The organism is Baaleninema sp., from assembly GCF_049974805.1.
Classification (GTDB): Bacteria; Cyanobacteriota; Cyanobacteriia; order Cyanobacteriales; family Geitlerinemataceae; genus Baaleninema.
On the sequence record NZ_JBNGCO010000058.1, the window covers coordinates 1 to 17,308 of the forward strand.

At 53.4% G+C, this 17,308-nt stretch carries 12 protein-coding genes; 10 read left to right on the forward strand and 2 right to left on the reverse strand.

The window, feature by feature from the left end; genetic code table 11:
• Positions 1 to 33: 33 nt before the first annotated feature.
• Entirely contained in the window at positions 34 to 585 is a 552-nt protein-coding gene (locus tag ACP5D4_RS12445) for a hypothetical protein (protein WP_428011943.1), read from the reverse strand.
• A 29-nt stretch (positions 586 to 614) separates the two neighbouring features.
• Between ACP5D4_RS12445 and tnpA the strand changes: the two genes are divergently transcribed.
• From tnpA to ACP5D4_RS12485, 8 genes are all read left to right on the forward strand, one after another.
• Entirely contained in the window at positions 615 to 1,034 is a 420-nt protein-coding gene (tnpA, locus tag ACP5D4_RS12450) for an IS200/IS605 family transposase (protein ID WP_428011944.1), read from the forward strand.
• Between the two features lie 197 nt (positions 1,035 to 1,231).
• Positions 1,232 to 1,783 carry a phycobiliprotein lyase gene (locus ACP5D4_RS12455; protein ID WP_428011945.1) on the forward strand — a complete coding sequence of 184 codons (552 nt, stop codon included), beginning with the start codon at positions 1,232 to 1,234 and terminating at the stop codon, positions 1,781 to 1,783.
• A 147-nt stretch (positions 1,784 to 1,930) separates the two neighbouring features.
• Complete coding sequence (locus tag ACP5D4_RS12460; protein ID WP_428011946.1) at positions 1,931 to 2,509, forward strand: phycobiliprotein lyase; 579 nt, start codon at positions 1,931 to 1,933, stop codon at positions 2,507 to 2,509.
• 158 nt (positions 2,510 to 2,667) lie between these two features.
• On the forward strand, positions 2,668 to 3,795 hold the full coding sequence (locus ACP5D4_RS12465) for an acyltransferase family protein (protein ID WP_428011947.1): 1,128 nt from the start codon (positions 2,668 to 2,670) through the stop codon (positions 3,793 to 3,795).
• A gap of 425 nt (positions 3,796 to 4,220) precedes the next feature.
• Positions 4,221 to 4,376 carry a hypothetical protein gene (locus ACP5D4_RS12470; RefSeq protein WP_428011948.1) on the forward strand — a complete coding sequence of 52 codons (156 nt, stop codon included), beginning with the start codon at positions 4,221 to 4,223 and terminating at the stop codon, positions 4,374 to 4,376.
• Positions 4,377 to 4,736: 360 nt separating this feature from the next.
• Positions 4,737 to 5,714 carry a protein-methionine-sulfoxide reductase catalytic subunit MsrP gene (gene msrP, locus ACP5D4_RS12475; protein WP_428011949.1) on the forward strand — a complete coding sequence of 326 codons (978 nt, stop codon included), beginning with the start codon at positions 4,737 to 4,739 and terminating at the stop codon, positions 5,712 to 5,714.
• A 414-nt stretch (positions 5,715 to 6,128) separates the two neighbouring features.
• On the forward strand, positions 6,129 to 8,555 hold the full coding sequence (locus ACP5D4_RS12480) for a filamentous hemagglutinin N-terminal domain-containing protein (RefSeq protein ID WP_428011950.1): 2,427 nt from the start codon (positions 6,129 to 6,131) through the stop codon (positions 8,553 to 8,555).
• A 490-nt stretch (positions 8,556 to 9,045) separates the two neighbouring features.
• Positions 9,046 to 11,532 (forward strand): filamentous hemagglutinin N-terminal domain-containing protein, encoded by a 2,487-nt coding sequence (locus tag ACP5D4_RS12485; RefSeq protein ID WP_428011951.1) that lies wholly within the window; start codon positions 9,046 to 9,048, stop codon positions 11,530 to 11,532.
• Here the strand turns inward: ACP5D4_RS12485 and ACP5D4_RS12490 are convergent.
• On the reverse strand, positions 11,522 to 12,889 hold the full coding sequence (locus ACP5D4_RS12490) for a TIGR03279 family radical SAM protein (protein ID WP_428011952.1): 1,368 nt from the start codon (positions 12,887 to 12,889) through the stop codon (positions 11,522 to 11,524). The two genes, ACP5D4_RS12485 and ACP5D4_RS12490, sit on opposite strands and share 11 nt — an antisense overlap.
• Before the next feature lie 378 nt (positions 12,890 to 13,267).
• On the opposite strand from ACP5D4_RS12490, the gene ACP5D4_RS12495 reads away from it, so the two are divergent.
• The gene (locus ACP5D4_RS12495; protein ID WP_428011953.1) at positions 13,268 to 16,555 is read left to right on the forward strand and encodes a UvrD-helicase domain-containing protein; all 3,288 of its coding nucleotides are present in this window, start codon (positions 13,268 to 13,270) and stop codon (positions 16,553 to 16,555) included.
• 251 nt (positions 16,556 to 16,806) lie between these two features.
• The gene (locus ACP5D4_RS12500) at positions 16,807 to 17,037 is read left to right on the forward strand and encodes a hypothetical protein (protein WP_428011954.1); all 231 of its coding nucleotides are present in this window, start codon (positions 16,807 to 16,809) and stop codon (positions 17,035 to 17,037) included.
• Positions 17,038 to 17,308: the final 271 nt, after the last annotated feature.

Here is a 17,308-nt window from a genome sequence, read left to right on the forward strand (position 1 = left end):
TATTGTGTAAAGCCGCCCTGAAAGGGCGGGGTTTCAGACCCAGGAGTTTTGATGACGTTTTCTGAGTCCACTAATCTGAATGGTTGTCCAGACCCAATCAGTTCCCGTAAAGACTTTGATTTCGACAAAATCATACCCATGCAGCTTATAGCACTGCCCCCGGTATAGGGCTGGATAACAGCCTGCATTCGCATTCAGTGTTGGCGGTTTGGCATCTCTACGTTTGCGGTTGCCACTCACCCAGTCCTGATAGCGAGTTAAATAGCTGCTGACCTGACCAGAGGCAAACATGATTGCCGCCCTGCGGTAATAGCTGGGGAATTTGTGAAAGACCCTATCAATTAGCACATACCGAGGCGTTGGGTTCTTTGCAGTCGCATGAATGAGTCGCTCGACAGCAGGCACCAATTCATTGCTGGACAGATTTCCCAACTCAGGCCAATGGGCAAAGACAATCCCGACCAAATATTGACACAGACGACGATAGACCTTAATCGTTTTACCAAACAGCAGGCGCTGTTCAGTGGTTGGATTAAGCGTCCATTTGTCGGTGCGAATAATTTTAGTAGGTTTCTTTGTTAGCATGACTCTATATTAAGCCATAGTGTAGGTGATTGACAATGCCCTTACGCTCTTTTGCACATAGCGTTGCGCTAATTAAGATACATATAGTGTTCGTGACTAAATACCGTCATCCTGTCATCACTGGAAACATTGAGGAAGATATTAAGGATTTGGCTAAAAGCATTTGTGAAAAGAATGATTGCATCCTTGAAGAGGCCAAAGCAGACTTAGGCACCAATGACCACATCCATCTACTGATTGACCTTGCCCCAAAAGTTTCTGTCAGTAAGCTTTGTAATACTCTTAAGACCGTTACCAGCAGAGAGGTACGGAAACGATACGCTAAGGAGTTAGCGCCCTACTACTGGAAACCTGTCTTCTGGAAGCGTGGGTTTAGCGCCATCTCCTGTGGTGGTGCCCCACTCTCGATCCTGAAACAGTACATCGAAAATCAGGGTTATGACGATTAAGACCCCGCTGCTCCTTAACCCCCACCTGTTCCGAGGTGGGGGAATGCGTCGCTATTTTCGTTCAAACCCGTTCGACGAACCAGGTAAGCTATGGATACCGAGATTTGGCGTACTGGGTAGGTATATTTACATGGTGAAATCTCGGACGTTGTTTGCTGCGAACCATTTCGCCGTCCACTGTCAGAACATCGCAACCTATGGAACTCGATCGATTTCAAGCCTTTTTCGACTGCTGCGTGGGAAACTGGAGTACCGAACGCACCTATCACTACATCAAGCGTCAGGAAGTCGAACGCTCTCACACGGACTTCGTTATCGACGCCATTCCCAACGACTTGAAAACCAAAGTCTTGGAAGATAACGATTACCCCGTTCCCATGACACTCGATCCCCTTCCCGGTTATCATCTCGAATTCGATACCGTCTCCGAAACCGGGGAAGAAGTCTCACAGCAGTTGAACTTGCTGTTCGTTCCCAAAACCCAGACGGGGAAATACATCGAAGGGGATTACCTGCGCGATCGAGCCTACGAAGAAGACCGTCCCATTATCTCGAGTTTCCGCTTCGACAACGAAAGCCGAGAACTGCTGATGACGACGAACTACAGCCGCGTTATCGCCGTCGATTCCATTACCCTGATTAACCCGACGTTGCGCGTTCGCCAAATCTTGAGTTACGAACGTCCTGCTGAAGGACAACCCTTAGAAAGCGTGGTTTTGGTAGGATTTGGCGTAGAACAAAAAAATTAAATTCCTCAAGACCCATAGAGAAACGACAGGGGAAATCGTAGAATTCGATCGAGATCGAGGTTTCCCGGTGGAGTTCCCCAGTCGAGAAACTCCTGTCGTCGAGGAATTCGATAAAAACTCCGATTTGAGAAGCCGCCCTAACTTTAAATGAACATTACCAAATTTTTTCGCCTGTCCCTAGGACGGTGGCGATCGCAGCGAACGGGTCATCACCTAGAACAGAGTCACTTTGAAGACGTGCGATCGACCGTAGACGTGACGTTATTAGAACTCGACGATCCCCGAGTCGTTCGCGGCTGTCGAGACTGTGGCATCGATCCCGACAGTGCCACCTTACCCTATCAAATCGACTGGTACGACAGTCGTACCCGAGGGTTGCAAATCGATCGCCTCAGTCGCAGCCTCGTAATTCCCGTTCCCAACCCCGACAACGCCAACCTCGGAAAACTCATCCAACTAGCCCTCGAACCCGATGCGATCGTTAGCATCGGCGAGTACCAACTCAGTCAAGACGGAACCTTCACCGTCATCTCATCTCAAGATACCGTGACGCGGGAAGAGCGAATTTGGTTCGCCACCCCGAACCTGCGGCTTCACGTCAGCATCATCCGTCCCTCCGACGCCAGCGTCACCACCACCACCTTCACCTCAGATCTGCGCGTTCTCACCCCCGCCAAACCGAAAGCGGAAGCAGTTTCGACAGCGTTCGACGAGATGAGGAGATGAGGGGATGAGGGGATGATGAGATGATGGGATGATGAGATGATGGGATGAAGAGATGATGGGATGATGGGATGATGAGATGATGGGATGATGAGATGATGGTACGATCGTGAAATTTTCTCCCCATCTCCCCATCTACCCATCTACCCCTCTCCCTTTCCATGAAGAGCCTAGTACGATGGCCGCGATTAGTTTCTCTGGATGTCTTTCGGGGAATCGCGATCGCGGCGATGATTTTAGTCAACAACCCAGGAAGCTGGAAATACGTTTACAGTCCTCTCAAACACGCCGAATGGCACGGTTTCACGCCCACAGATCTCGTATTTCCCGCGTTTCTATTCATCGTCGGCGTAGCGATGGCGTTTTCCTTCGCCAAATATTTTGCGTTCCGTCGCTTTCCTTGGTCAGTTTACAGAGGGATTTTGCAACGCAGCCTGATTTTATTCGTCTTGGGACTGCTGCTGAACGGCTTCTATACCTACGACTGGAGTACGATTCGCATTATGGGGGTGTTGCAACGCATCAGCCTAGCCTACCTGTTGGCGTCGCTGGTGGTGTTGCGGTTGAAACCCCTGCAACAAATGATGTTGGCGGCGATGGTTCTGGTGGCGTATCAGGTGGTGATGGTGACGGTTCCCGTTCCGGGTTTCGGCGTGGGAGATTTGTCGCGAGAGGGGAATTTAGTCGGCTATATCGATCGACTGATTTTGGGACAACCCCACTTGTTAAGAGATGGAACCTTCGATCCTGAAGGCTTGTTGAGTACGCTTCCCGCTACCGTCACCGTCTTGCTGGGGTATTTTACCGGGGATTGGTTGCGACGACAGCTGAGGGATTCACAAACGAGTTTGGTCTTAATTGTAGTTGGGATCGTCGGATTGATTATTGGAGGCTTGTGGGGATCGATTTTCCCCTTAAACAAATCCCTCTGGACGAGTTCCTATGTGGTTTACAGTGCAGGTTGGTGTTGGTTGCTGCTGGCGCTACTGTATCAGCTTATTGAAGTGTGGAGATGGAAAAGTTGGGCGTTTCCCTTTCAGGTGATGGGACGTAACGCCATCGTGATTTTTGTGGGAACGGGGTTTTGGACGCGAATTTTACTGTATACGCCCGTTGAAACCGCTGAGGAGACGATATCGTTGCAATCTTGGATTTATCAGCGGTTGTTTCAGTCTTGGGCTGGAGACTTTGGGGGGTCGATCGCCTATGCGATCGCCAACGTCCTGCTGTGGGGTTCGATCGCCTATTTTCTCTATCAACGCCGTTGGTTTATCAAGGTTCGATCGTAGTCTTTTTTTGTCCGGAAATAGCGTAAAACCCTATGCAATATAGACTTACAGCATAGGGAACAGACGAAAAAATAAATTCGTCAGATCGAATATCCAAACAAAAAATAAAACCCATTCCAAGCAAGAGTGCTATTATATTGGATGTGAAAGGGCAAGTTAGGTATAGCCGGATCTCATCAGTATAAATACCTAGCCGCTACAGCGACCAGGCTTCTCATTTGAATTACACTGTTTTACAAATCTGTGCTATAAGTTATTGCACAATGTAACAAAGTATTGTCAACAGCTTCATAAAAGTTGACAGAACTTCATTTAAAACGCCTGAGATTGGGCTTTTTATAAGTTTTCTAGTCTTTACGGTCAGTACGATGTCACCTATCTTCATAATTTCGATTGTCACTGCTCTCATTGCAGGATATTTATACGTGAATCTTTCCGAAGAGATTCCGCGCATCTTTGCACTGGGAATCGTCGCCTTATGCTTTATTCTCGACATTGCTCTCGCCCCTTGGCCCGTGCAACTGTTGATTTTGGGCTTAGTGTTGGCTGGAAGCCGCACCCTGTCCCCGTTAAAGCTGTAAACGAGTCCTCCGAAATGGCATGGCGATGTTGGAGCCTGCGAGCGATCGACCCTCTCTTTACCGTCTCTTTGCAAGAAGTTTGCAAAGACTTTGCAAAAGACAGAACGCATCGAAGAGCCATTGCAACTTTCAAACGTCAGGGAAAGCGCCAGTTGTAATGTCAGGCCGTCGCCCGTACTCCGCACTCACAAGGTCTATCTCCGCTTCAGTTATCGCTTCAATTGCTTTCAACGCCAGAATTTCTCGCGCAATACAAGGGAATTCCAGTCTTTTTTCTATCGCCGAAGATTTCCACAGTGCGATCGAACCGCAGTCGCTAAGATAAGTGAGACCCGTTAACAACAAAGGTTCGAGCTTGTCGTGTTTCTTCGCATTCGCAAAACCTGGGAACTCCCAGAACGAGACGTCACGCCAGAAGCGTTTTTCTACAACCGCCGTCGTTTCATGAAAAGCCTCATCGGGGCGGGAGTGGGAATCGCCGCCACCTCCCTAACCGGCTGTCAGTCTCGCCGCAACCGTTCGGACAACCCCACAGCGGGAACCGTACCCTTGGGGGACATTCCCCGCAACCCCAACTTTGCCGAAGTCGATCGATCCCTAACACCTCGCGATCTAGCCACCCAGTACAACAACTTTTACGAATTCGGCGGCAACAAATCCATTTGGCGGTCAGCCCAGGCCTTACCCACCGAAGATTGGAAAGTGGAAGTAACCGGGTTAGTCAAAAACCCCCGAACCTACGATCTAGACGACTTGCAACGCAAATTTCCCATCGAAGAACGCATCTATCGTTTCCGTTGCGTCGAAGCCTGGGCGATGGTGGTGCCTTGGGCGGGGTTTCCCATGCGGTTGTTACTCAAAGATGTCGAACCCCTCAGCAGTGCCAAATACGTCCGCTTTCAGTCCTACTACGATCCCGACGTCACCTCCGGCCCCGGTTGGCGTCCCTATTCGATGCCCTGGCCGTATACCGAAGGTCTCACCATCGAAGAAATGGCCAACGAACTGGCGTTTTTCGCCACGGGGGTTTACGGTCGAACCCTGCCCAAACAGAACGGTGCGCCGATTCGCATGGTGATTCCCTGGAAGTATGGCTTTAAAGGGGCTAAATCCATCGTCAAAATCGAATTTTTAGAGCAAAAACCGGCCACTTTCTGGAATACCTTAGTTCCCAAGGAATACGGCTTCGTGGCGAACGTAAATCCCGACAAACCCCATCCGCGATGGTCGCAGGCGGAAGAACGGATGGTGGGACGAGGCCCGTCCTTTTCCTGGGACGTTCGCCCGACGTTGCATTACAACGGTTATGGCGAATACGTCGCCGAGTTGTATGGGTAATCAATCCCCGCGAATCACGCGACAGGGCTTCCAATCTCCCGACTCTCCTCGTGAATCCGATTCTCAAGGCGATTCACCACAGAGGCACAAAGGACACAGAGGTTTTGTCGCCAGTCACCCAGTATCTCCGAGATGCTGGGTTTTTTTTGACGGTAAGTTTTAAGTCTGCCCAAAATGCCCCTTTCGAGGCCCCGCCGGAGAAAGGTTTCGACAGTCGAAGCACGGAGGAGTCATAGTAGAAAACATACCGTTATATCCTCTAGTTTTAACTCTGCTATGACTATCGATCGAAACGAAGACCCTAGTGATAGAAACAGGGTAGGGATCGCCGTGCCTGAGATTTTGATAAAAACCCTATCGATCCTCTCGATAAGCGCGATATCTGCCTTCGGGCAAATCGTTCCCGATGGCACCTTGCCCCAGTCTTCAACGGTCACTCTTGAGGGAAACACTTACACCCTAGAGGGGGGAACCGAAGCCGGAAATAACTTATTTCATTCCTTTGAAGAGTTTTCGCTTCCCACAGGAAGCGAAGCCTTTTTTGACAATGCGAACCGCATCGAAAACATCCTCACGCGCGTCACGGGAAACGAGATTTCCAATATCGACGGACTTCTCCGGGCGAACGGAACTGCCAACTTATTCCTGATTAATCCCAACGGTATCGTTTTCGGACCGAACGCTCGCCTCGATATCGGCGGGTCTTTTTTTGCCAGTACCGCCGAAAGTATCCAGTTCTCCAACGGGAGTGTCTTCACTACTAGCGAACCTGAGACGACGCCAATGCTAACCGTGAGCGTTCCTGTGGGGTTGCAGTACGGACGGACGCCGGGAGAGATTCGGGTGCGGGGGACGGGACATCGCTTAACTCGCGAGGGGGCGACGTTCTTATCGGCGAGTTTCTTTCCCAGCGATCGAACCCAAAGTGAAGAAGGATTGCGGGTTCGTCCCGGTCGAACCTTGGCACTGCTGGGGGGAAACCTGGTGTTAGAAGGGGCGACGGTCACCGCTGAAGCTGGCCGTATCGAACTCGGAGCCGTTGGGGGGTTGAGCGACAGCAATTCACCTGAAAATACCGCTTCAGTGAGTCTAACGCCCGTGGCTGAAGGTTGGGCGGTGGGATACGAAAACATCGGCGATTTTGCTGATATTAAATTGAGTCAACAAGCTTTGGTTGATGCCAGCGGGACGATGGAGACAGGTGAAGTCCTGCCGTTACCGGGAGGGTCGATTCAGGTGCGAGGGCGGAATTTCGAGGGGGCGGACGGTTCGATCATCTTGGTGCAAAGTTTTGGGGTAGACCCTTCGGGATCGATCGATATCGCAACCTCCGAATCCGTCACGTGGCAGGGACTCACCGCAGACGGCAATTTACGGGGGGGCATTTCCAGCGAAGCCTTGGGGCCCGGACGAGGGGCAGACGTAACCCTTTCGACGCGACGGTTAACCCTCGATCGAGGGGCGTCGGTGTCCGTCAGAACCTTCGGTGTGGGGGAGGGGGGAAACCTGCGAGTCAACGCCAGCGAATCCATAAGTCTGGGCGCTCCCGAACCGACCTATCCCCAGCAGACCGTTCTGGTGAATACCCTAACCGTCGGGGCGGGTGATGGGGGCAATACGACCGTTGCCACCGGACGCCTCACTCTTTGTTGTGGCGGAAGCATTTCCTCTTCAACCTTCGGCGTCGGCGACGGCGGAAATCTGCGGCTTTTTGCTGAGGACATCGAACTGATTGGCGTCGCGCCTTTGACGTTCTCCCCCAGTATCCTAGCGGCGTTGGCACTCAATGCCGGCGATGCGGGTAGCTTGACGGTTGATAGTCAGACTCTCACCTTACTTGCGGGGGGTCGGATTGCGGCGTCTACGGCGGGCAGCGGTGCGGCGGGAAGTGTGGTCGTCAACGCTTCGGAATTCGTGGAAGTCAGCGGTACGGTTCCGGGGTCTGTTAATCCTAGCCTTATCGACTCTTCGGCGAATATTCCCGATGAATCCTTGCAACAGTTGTTTGGTATTCCTGCGTTTCCCAGCGGGTCCTCTGGAGATTTGACCGTTCGGACTCCTTTGTTGCGGGTTTCTGACGGCGCACAGGTGACGGTGAGAAACGACGGTTCGGGAAATGCCGGGTCTTTGGTGGTCTCTGCGGGATCGATCGAACTCGACCACGGCGACCTTACAGCCTCGACGCAATCTGGAGAAGGGGGAAATGTGGTGTTACAGCTAGAGAATTCGTTGCAACTGCGCCGAGGCAGCGAGATTTCTGCTGAGGCGGGAGGAACGGGGAACGGCGGCAATATTGCCATTGAGACGGCAACCCTGGCGGTTCTCGATGGCAGTCGCGTCACGGCTAATGCGTTTGAAGGGGTGGGGGGCAACATTACCATCGACACGCAAGGGCTGTTTCTCTCGCCAGAGAGCCAGATTACCGCCAGTTCTCGATTGGGTGGAGACGGCATTGTGGAAGTGTTGACGCCAACCCTCGATACCAGTACGGCTATGGTGGCTCTAGACAGCGAACCTATCGACCTGGCGACGCAGGTTGTCTCGGCTTGTGCGGCGATGGCGGAGGGCAATACTTTCGTGGTGACGGGAAACGGCGGACTTCCTGAAGATCCTACTCAAATCCTGCGGCATCCGACGGTGTGGGTGGATATGCGGTTGATGGAAATTGACGATACGGATTCCGAGGCGACGGAGTTTGAGATGCCTTCGGAGAAGTCTTCGGTGTCGTTGGTGGAAGCGACTCGCTGGCAACGTCGCGATAACGGAACGGTGGAACTGTTGGCGGGTTCGGAAGGGGCGATCGATCGATGGACGCCGCGACGCTGTATCGTTAGGCCTTAACAGAATTTTGGCTCTGAAATTGGCATTTCAAATCAGGGTTTGAGAGATTTGCTGTCATGGTTGGCAGTTCGATCGCTATGGCATTTCAGAGGAATCGATCGAACCGCACTGAAGTACTGTTGCCATCTCAGTGGTGCAGAAAACTTTTCGAGATCGGGGATTGACAAAATACCAAAAATATGAATTAGGGGGCAAGATCCCCGGCATCTCCAAGATGCCGGGGATCTGAGATGGCGGGACAACCCTTGAATACGGCGATATCTTTTCTAACAAGGGTTTCAAGACTTTTCTGCCCCCCTAAGCTGTTGCCAGAGATTTGATTTGACACCGTTAAATGACGGACTCGAATCGATCGAAGGGTTTTTAAAGTTTTTTGGGTTTATCTTGTTGACGCTATTAAATGCGGTTAATATCAGATTGAAAAAGAGAATTCCGTAGAATAAAATAGATGAACCATCGCTGTTATTTGGCAAAAAATATAAATGACATAATGTCATTTTCCTATGGTTTGGCAGCCCTTTCGAGTCTGGTAATTTTCCCAATTGTCGGAGCAACCCAGGTGGTCGGACAGATTGTCCCAGACGACACACTTTCTGTCCCGTCTAACGTCACTGTCGAGCAAGAAATTTACACCCTGAATGGAGGAATGGAAGCGGGAAACAACCTCTTTCACTCCTTTCGCGAGTTTTCACTGCCCACCGGAAGTGAAGCGGTTTTTAACAACGCTGCCGACATTGAAAATATTCTGACTCGGGTAACGGGAAACCAGATTTCCAATATTGACGGATTACTCAGAGCCAACGGCACGGCGAATTTATTTTTACTCAATCCCAACGGTATCGTTTTCGGACCGAACGCTCGCCTCGACATTGGCGGGTCTTTTATGGCCAGTACCGCCGAGAGTCTCCTCTTTGAAAACGGTTTCGAGTTCAGCGCGATCGATCCCGCCGATGCGCCTCTCCTGGCGGTGACAGTTCCCGTGGGGTTGCAGTGGAACCGGGACAACCCCAACGCCATCGCCCTGCGCGGGGCAGGCTATCCTTTAGATCCCAACCTGATCTTTCCGGTGCCGCTGTTCGATCCCACCTTCGAACCCACAGGATTACAAGTCTCCGAAGGACAAACCCTCGCCCTCGTCGGCGGAAACCTGCAAATTGACGGCGGAAGCGCCATCGCACCGGGCGGACATCTGGAACTGGCGGCGGTGCGTCAGGGAACCGTCCGGTTCGTCCCCTCCTCCTCCGGATGGAGTTTCGATTACAGTAACGCCCAAATTCTGGGAAACGTGCGATTTATCGATCTCGCCTTCGTCGATGCCAGCGGTATCGGTTCCGCATCAATGCAAGTGTACGGTGAAAACATCGACGTTCGAGACGGATCGCTGTTGGCCGTACAAAATCGGGGCAATCTCGATGATGGGGAGGTGAGACTCGTTGCGGCCGATACCCTGTCGATATCCGGAGCGGTTTCGGAGGGGGCGCGATCGAGCCTGCAAGTCAGTAATATTGCCTTGGGAGCGGGGGCAGATGTTTTCGTTTCTGCCGGCCACTTCATCCTCGAAAACGGGGGCGAGATCCTCTCGAACAGCTTGAGTTCCGCCGCCGGGGGCAATATAACCGTCAACGTTCGCGAAACCCTCGAAGGATCGATCGATCCCGCCAATCCCTTGTTCGGTCCGAGCGGTTTGTTGACCCTGAACCGCTTCGACGGTAAAGCGGGCGATATTTCCGTAACCGCCTCGAATTTGCGGCTCTTCGGCGGAAACTCCATCGCTTCCCTAACCTACGGCACAGGAGTAGGAGGCAATATCACCCTCAATGTGGTCGATCGCGTCGAAATTGCAGGCGTTACCCCCGTTATCGTCGTGCCGAGTACCATCGGCAGCCTCAGTTTTATCGCCGGAAATTCGGGAAACGTCACCATCAATACCGCTCAACTCGTCATCCGAGACGGGGTAGTTTTAAACACCAATACCTTTGCCGCCGGGAACGCGGGCAACCTCACCGTCAACGCCTCCGAATTTGTGGAAGTGCGAGATAGCGTTTCGACGACGGTGGTTCCCAGTCAGATCTCCTCATCCGCCTCGATCGCAGACGAAGCCACGGGGTTGTTCGTGCGGTTTCCCACCGGAAACGCCGGACAGCTTGCGATTCACACCCCGGAATTGCGATTGAGTGGCGAGGGATTCGTGGGAGTGAACAACGAAGGTGCCGGAAATGCCGGAACCCTGTTGGTAGAGGCCGATCGCGTGCGTCTCGACAGTCGCAGTCGGATCGGGGCCTCGACGCGATCGGGACTGGGGGGCAATTTAGAGATTCGAGGGAACCGGGTCGTTTTGCAAAATGGCAGTCAAATTACCACAGAAGCCGGCGGGATCGGGAACGGCGGAAACCTGCAATTGATTGCCGATACGCTGACGCTGTTAAACGACAGTACCGTGACGGCGGATGCCTTTGAGGGGGCAGGAGGCAACATCCAAATCGAAACGCAAGGATTGTATCTTTCTGCCGAGAGTCGCATTACCGCCAGTTCTCAACTGGGGGTCGATGGGGTCGTAGAGGTGACAGAACCAGCCCTCGATACCAGTGCGGCGGTATTGACCCTGACCAGCGAACCCGTCGATCCCGCGACTCAGGTGGTATCCGTCTGTACGGCTGCCGCTGAGGGCAATACCTTCGTCGTGACGGGACGGGGCGGACTTCCTGAAGACCCGACCCACCTCCGGCGGGGTCAGACGGTGTGGGTGGATTGGCAAGGGGTCGAGATATCTGGCGATCGCGCCGCAGCCACCCATGACAAGGGATCTGTGGAGATGGAAGAAAGTTCGGCGGACGATGGCGGGTCTCGAGATGTGATGCCTCTGGCTGAAGCCACGAGTTGGCAGCATCGCGATAACGGAACGGTGGAACTGACGGCCATGCCTCAAATGGAGGTGGGCGATCGATGGACGCCGAAAGATTGCGTCGTTATGCCTTAGCCCCAGCGGGAACGGCATCGAGACAGCCTTCGATGCAGCATTGAATCAGTCCCTCGCTGCCGTTGGCTAACCATACCGGAACGCCGAATTCTCGTTCTAAATCGGCAACGGTTACATCGTCGAGAAAGCGAGTTTCGCCGTGTTTCAACATCACCGTGGGGAGAACGATCGCATCTCCCAAATCCCGATGTTTCAACCCTTTTAATAAATCTTGTCCCGTGAGAACCCCGGTGACGCTGATTTCCTGTCCCCAAAAGTCGCTGTTGAGAGGTACCATTTCCACCGTTAAGCCCTCGACGGCGTTGAGGCGATCGAGAATGGGGTCGAAGGCGGTTCGGACGGCATTTCCCACCACCCACGTCAGGCGACGGGGGGGCGAAACGGACTCCGGTAACAAGCGATCGGCGTCTTCAGTGAAGCGATCGAGAAACAGGCGAATCGACCCCACACCGTTGTCAATTTGCGGATAATCTTCGTAATCGACGGTATCAGGAATCTGCATTCCGGCGATTAAAAACCACTCGTCGGCTAGCCACGCGAACGTCGAACCCCACTGACGGCGAAACTCCTCTTGTAAGGCGCGAACTTGCGCGATGGTGGCTGTTGCATCCTCCGGAGAAACGGGAACCAGTTCGTCTTCCGGGGGACGGAACCGGGTCAAGCCCACGGGAACCACCGCCACCGACGCCACAGCGGGAACTTCGCCGCCGCCGAATTGGGCTAAATCTTGTAAGGTGCGTTCTAAGTGAATTCCGTCGTTGATACCGGGACAGACGACGACCTGGGCGTGAATTTGTAAGCGGCGCTCCTGAAACCACTGCAATTGGTCTAAAATTAACCCGGCGCGCGGATTTTTCAACAGGCGCGATCGCACCTCCGGTTCCGTGGCGTGAACGGAGACGTACAGCGGCGACAGTCGCATTCGTTCGATGCGTTCCCACTCCCCTGGCGGTAGGTTCGTCAGGGTTAAATAGGAACCGTAAAGGAAACTGAGGCGGTAATCGTCATCTTTGAGATATAAGGTATCGCGCATCCCCGGCGGTTTTTGGTCGATAAAACAAAAGGGACAGCGGTTGTTACACTGAATTAAGTTATCGAAAAGAGCCGACTCGAACTCCAATCCTAAGTCGTCGTCGTAGTCTTTTTCGATTTCGACGGTGTGGGTTTCTCCGGCCTCGTCGAGAACTTCTAAGGTGAGAAATTCATCGGCGCAGAGAAATTGGTAATCGATGAGATCGCGCGGGGCAACGCCGTTGATGGATACCAAGCGATCGCCTGGCTGAAAGCCAATGTCTTCGGCGATCGAATCGGGTAAAACCTGGGTGACGAGAGCGGGACGGACGGTCGATCGAGACATGGGAAATTCGAGATAAAGTTCGAGATAAACCGAGATAAACTGTGCGATAAACTATGGAATAAAATAGAAAAATGCAATCGAAAAACAAGAACATACCCAGTTTGCTCTGAAACCGAGTATGTCCTTACTATAGATCGGCTTTTTATGAAACGGTAGCCGACGGTATTTATCAGGTGAAGACGGTTTATCCATCCGTCCTGAAATATATTAACGAACAGCAGCGAAAAAAGGCAACAGACAAAGAATAACTTTTTAAATGGCCTGTAAAAGACGATAACGTGACGAAATGCAAGATGCTTTCGATACAATTTTACAGATCGATGTAAAAATCGATGTAAAAATCGATGTAAAAATTCCCCGACCTTACCCCGCAATCGAATGAGTCTGACGCCCGAACAACACCGCGCCGCCCACGCCCCCCACAGCGTCGCGATTACGGCTGGGGCGGGAACGGGAAAAACCTTTACCCTCGCCGAACGCTATCTGTACCATCTCCTCGAAGAGGGGCTGTCGCCGTTACAGGTGGTGGCGGTGACGTTTACGGAAAAAGCGGCGATGGAACTGCGATCGCGCATTCGCCGTCTCGCCCGACAGCAACAGCATTCCACCGAACCCTCGAACGGCGACAGAAAACCCCAGACGCCCTTCAGCGAAATTCTCGCCGAACTTGAAGCCGCCCCCATCAGCACCTTTCACAGCCTGGCCGCCCGCATTTGTCGCGAACATCCCGACGCGGCGGGAGTTCCGGCGGATTTCCGCATTCTCGACCAAATCGAAGCCCAACTTTGGCTCGAAGAGGCACTTTTAGAAGTACTCGATCGACTACCGGAGTCGATCTATGAAAAACTCCCCTATCGTCTCTTACGTACCGTTTTACCCCCGCTTCTCGACGATCCCATCTCAGTGAAACAAGCGTTCCGTCACAGCGGCGAAGGTTGGCCAGAACTGGCCGCCCACCTCCGAAACCAAGGGTTCGAGGAATTATTAAACCATCCCGTTTGGCGAGACAGCGTAGAAGTCTTGCAAAGCTGCATCGGAAGGGCGGGGGACAAACTGGAAACCCAGCGTCAAAACGCCTGCATTGCCATCAAACGCATTCAAGCCGGAGACCCAGACGCCCGACATCTCGAAACCCTCGCCAGCATCGACTTGCGGGGCGGAAGTAAAAAAAACTGGGCGACGGGAGAACTCGATCGCGTCAAAGCCGCCATCAAACCCCTGCGAGAACTCGTCCGCAACGCCCTCAAGCTGGGATTCGTGAGCTTGCAAACCAGCGAACTAGACGATCGCCTGGCCGAAATGCTCCCCGCCCTCAAAGAGGCCTTCGAGTATACCTGGGAGGACTTGATGCAACAGAAACGGCGATCGCGCCTGTTAACCTTCGCCGATTTAGAAGTCTGCGCCCTCAACGCCTTAAACCACGACAGCGTTCGCCAGTTCTACCGCCAACGGTTCAAAGCCTTTCTCGTCGACGAGTTTCAAGACACCAACCCCATCCAAGCCCAACTTCTCGACGCCCTAGCCTCAGAGGCCAAACTCACCATCGTCGGAGATGTCAAACAGTCCATTTACGGCTTTCGACGGGCGGACGTGCGGGTGTTCGATCGGGTTCGCCGTCAAATCGCCCGAGACAACGGCGACGACGTGGTGTTGAGTCTCTGTTTCCGCGCCCACCATCCCCTGCTCGATCGCGTCAACCGCATCTTTCAACCCCTTCTCGAAAATCTTCACCAAGATCTCGTCGCCCACCGCCAAGAACCGCCCCACGACGACCCCCATATCGAAGTCTGGACCCTCGATGCCCCCAAAGGGGTCGATCGAGCCGCAAAACGACGGGCAGAAGCTCAGAAAATTGCCGATATCGTGACGCAACTGGTGGCGGAAAAAACCCCCGTTCGCGATAAAGAGAGCGATCGCCTGCGCCCCATCGACTACGGCGATATCGCCATCCTCGCCCGCACCGGTCGTCCCCTACAAACCTACGCCGACGTTCTCGAATCCCGAGGAATTCCTGTCGCCCTCGCCGGGGGAGACAGTCTCCTCGACACCCGCGAAGCCAAAGACGCTTTCGCCCTGTTGCGGTTTCTGGCGGACCCCGACGACGATTTGGCGTTGGTGGCGGTACTTCGGAGTCCCTTTTTCGCCGTCAGCGATCGCGCCCTATTGCAAATCGCCCTGACAACGCCGCCGCGTACCTCCGAGAAGTCTCCCACCTGGTGGCAGCGGTTGCAAACGGTGGATTGGGCGAGTCTCGACGATGTACCCCACCTCAATCCGGTGGAGGTGCTGCGAAAACTCCGAACCGCCAGTTTTCGGGAAGTTCCCTCGCGACTGTTGCAATTGGTCGATCGCTTAACCGGATATACCGCAGTATTGGCGAACCTCCCGGGTTCCACGCGGCGAGAAGCGGACTGGCGGGGGTTTCGGGAACTGGTTCGCCAGTTGGAAGCGGAACATCAGAGTTTGTACGGGGTGGTTCGGAGATTGCTGCGGTTGGTGGCGGGGGAGGTGAAGATTCCCCGATTGCCCCTCGATGCCAGTAACGCCGTGTCCTTGATGACGGTTCACAAGTCTAAGGGGTTAGAATGGGCGGCGGTGTTCGTAGCCGATATGACCTCTCGTTCTCCGAGTCCTTCGTCGCTGGTGTCCTTCGATCCCGAGTACGGGGTGGCGTTGACGTTCGATGAGGATTTTGAGGTTTCGGGAAAGCCCGTGTTGCAAGTGTGGTTGCAGCGACTCCAGCAACAGCGGGAGGAGGCGGAAACCCTTCGATTGTTGTACGTGGCGCTGACGCGGGCGAGAGACCGCCTGATTTTGACAGGGTGCCATCGATCTGGAGGCTATCTCGATCGACTGTCTCCGGGCTTAGAGGCGGCGGAAATCCCGATTTTGACCTGGCCGTTTCCGGAGAATTTGCCTGAAAATTTGAATTTAGACGATCCGGAACTGCCCCGACTGCCCGAAGAAACCGCCCCGGCGCTCCTCAGCAGCGTTCCCCTGACGGCGGACGTGCTGTCGTTTGGGGCGTTGAGCGACTACGCCGTTTGTCCCAAACAGTTCGCCTACCGTCATTTATACGGCCATCCCGGTTTAGACGAAACCCTGTTGGTACAGCAGCGGTGCGATCGACTGGTTCGTAAAGCTATCGCCCACCAGCTGCGCGATCGCGAAGTTTTGAGGGCGATCGATCCCGATTTAGAGGAGCGATCGTTAGCTTTAGTTATGGACGCGATCGCCCAGTTCGACACCCATCCCGTCTTTCAAGAACTGCGACAACTTCCCATGCAAGGCGAACTGAGATTCGCCTTAGATTTCGATGGGTTAGAACTGCGCGGAACGGCGATCGAACTGGGCGACGATGGCGTTCTCGACGTGCGAACCCGGCTCGATCGCTGCCTCGGCGTCGATGGCATCGTCGGAACCGAGTGTCATCGCTTAGAACTCTTAGCCGTGGCGCAGAAACTCCACAAATCCCGCGCCATTTTAGCCGACCTTCGACATGAAAAACTGTATTCGTGGAACGTCGCAGAGATACAACACGAAGACGAAGAAATATTGGAATCGATCGTGACAGGCGTGCGATCGGGCCACATCGCCGCAACGCCCGAAGCCGAAAAATGCCAGCGTTGCGTGTATTTTGCCATGTGTGACGAACGCTGGGATTGAATCGCCGCCGCTAAAGTCCTCATAACGTCAGTATCCCTCCTTAGCCCCCCTCGGACAGGGGAGTTGGGAGAAGGGCGATCGCGGATCGATCGCCAACACGACCATGACAGCCGCGAAAGAGTCCTCAGTTCGGGAATTTCCACCCCCAAACTGCCCAGAATTAAGAGTGAAACCCCTGAAAGAAGAAGTAGGGGCAATGTGAGAACTTCCCTGCATTTCCCCAGTTAGAACAGCGTTTGGAATTTGCAAACATGAGGACTCTCGTAATATCCAGTATGCCGCTCCTCGGATACCGACTCGGTGCGCTTGCCATGGCGATCGCCCTATCCGGCTTGGCCATTTCCCAAGCCATCTCTATCCATTTTTCCACCCCTCGAACCGCATCCAAATCAGACGATACCCAGGATACCCAATCTGTCCTTCTCGCCGGAAGAGGAGAAGAATCAGACAAATGCGAATGGTTGGGAAACTGCGATGATTGACCCTGCAACAAACGCAGTAACCTCGCTTCTCTAATTCACGCCCAGAGACACAGAGGACACAGAGGCGTTTTACAGCGAACAATCCGTAGGGTGCGTGACTTGAAAAATCGGGTGTCGAGCCGAAAACCGAAAAATCGTCACGCACCATCACTTGAAAAATCGGGTGTCGAGCCGAAAACCGAAAAATCGTCACGCACCATCACTTGAAAAATCGGCTGTCGAGCCGAAAACCGAAAAATCGTCACGCACCATCACTTGAAAAATCGGCTGT

Coding starts and splice junctions, on each gene's coding strand:
- ACP5D4_RS12445 (WP_428011943.1), bottom strand. CDS start 585: ATGCTAACAAAGAAACCTACTAAAATTATTCGCACCGACAAATGGACG.
- ACP5D4_RS12455 (WP_428011945.1), top strand. CDS start 1,232: ATGGAACTCGATCGATTTCAAGCCTTTTTCGACTGCTGCGTGGGAAAC.
- ACP5D4_RS12460 (WP_428011946.1), top strand. CDS start 1,931: ATGAACATTACCAAATTTTTTCGCCTGTCCCTAGGACGGTGGCGATCG.
- ACP5D4_RS12465 (WP_428011947.1), top strand. CDS start 2,668: ATGAAGAGCCTAGTACGATGGCCGCGATTAGTTTCTCTGGATGTCTTT.
- ACP5D4_RS12485 (WP_428011951.1), top strand. CDS start 9,046: ATGTCATTTTCCTATGGTTTGGCAGCCCTTTCGAGTCTGGTAATTTTC.
- ACP5D4_RS12490 (WP_428011952.1), bottom strand. CDS start 12,889: ATGTCTCGATCGACCGTCCGTCCCGCTCTCGTCACCCAGGTTTTACCC.
- ACP5D4_RS12495 (WP_428011953.1), top strand. CDS start 13,268: ATGAGTCTGACGCCCGAACAACACCGCGCCGCCCACGCCCCCCACAGC.
- ACP5D4_RS12500 (WP_428011954.1), top strand. CDS start 16,807: ATGAGGACTCTCGTAATATCCAGTATGCCGCTCCTCGGATACCGACTC.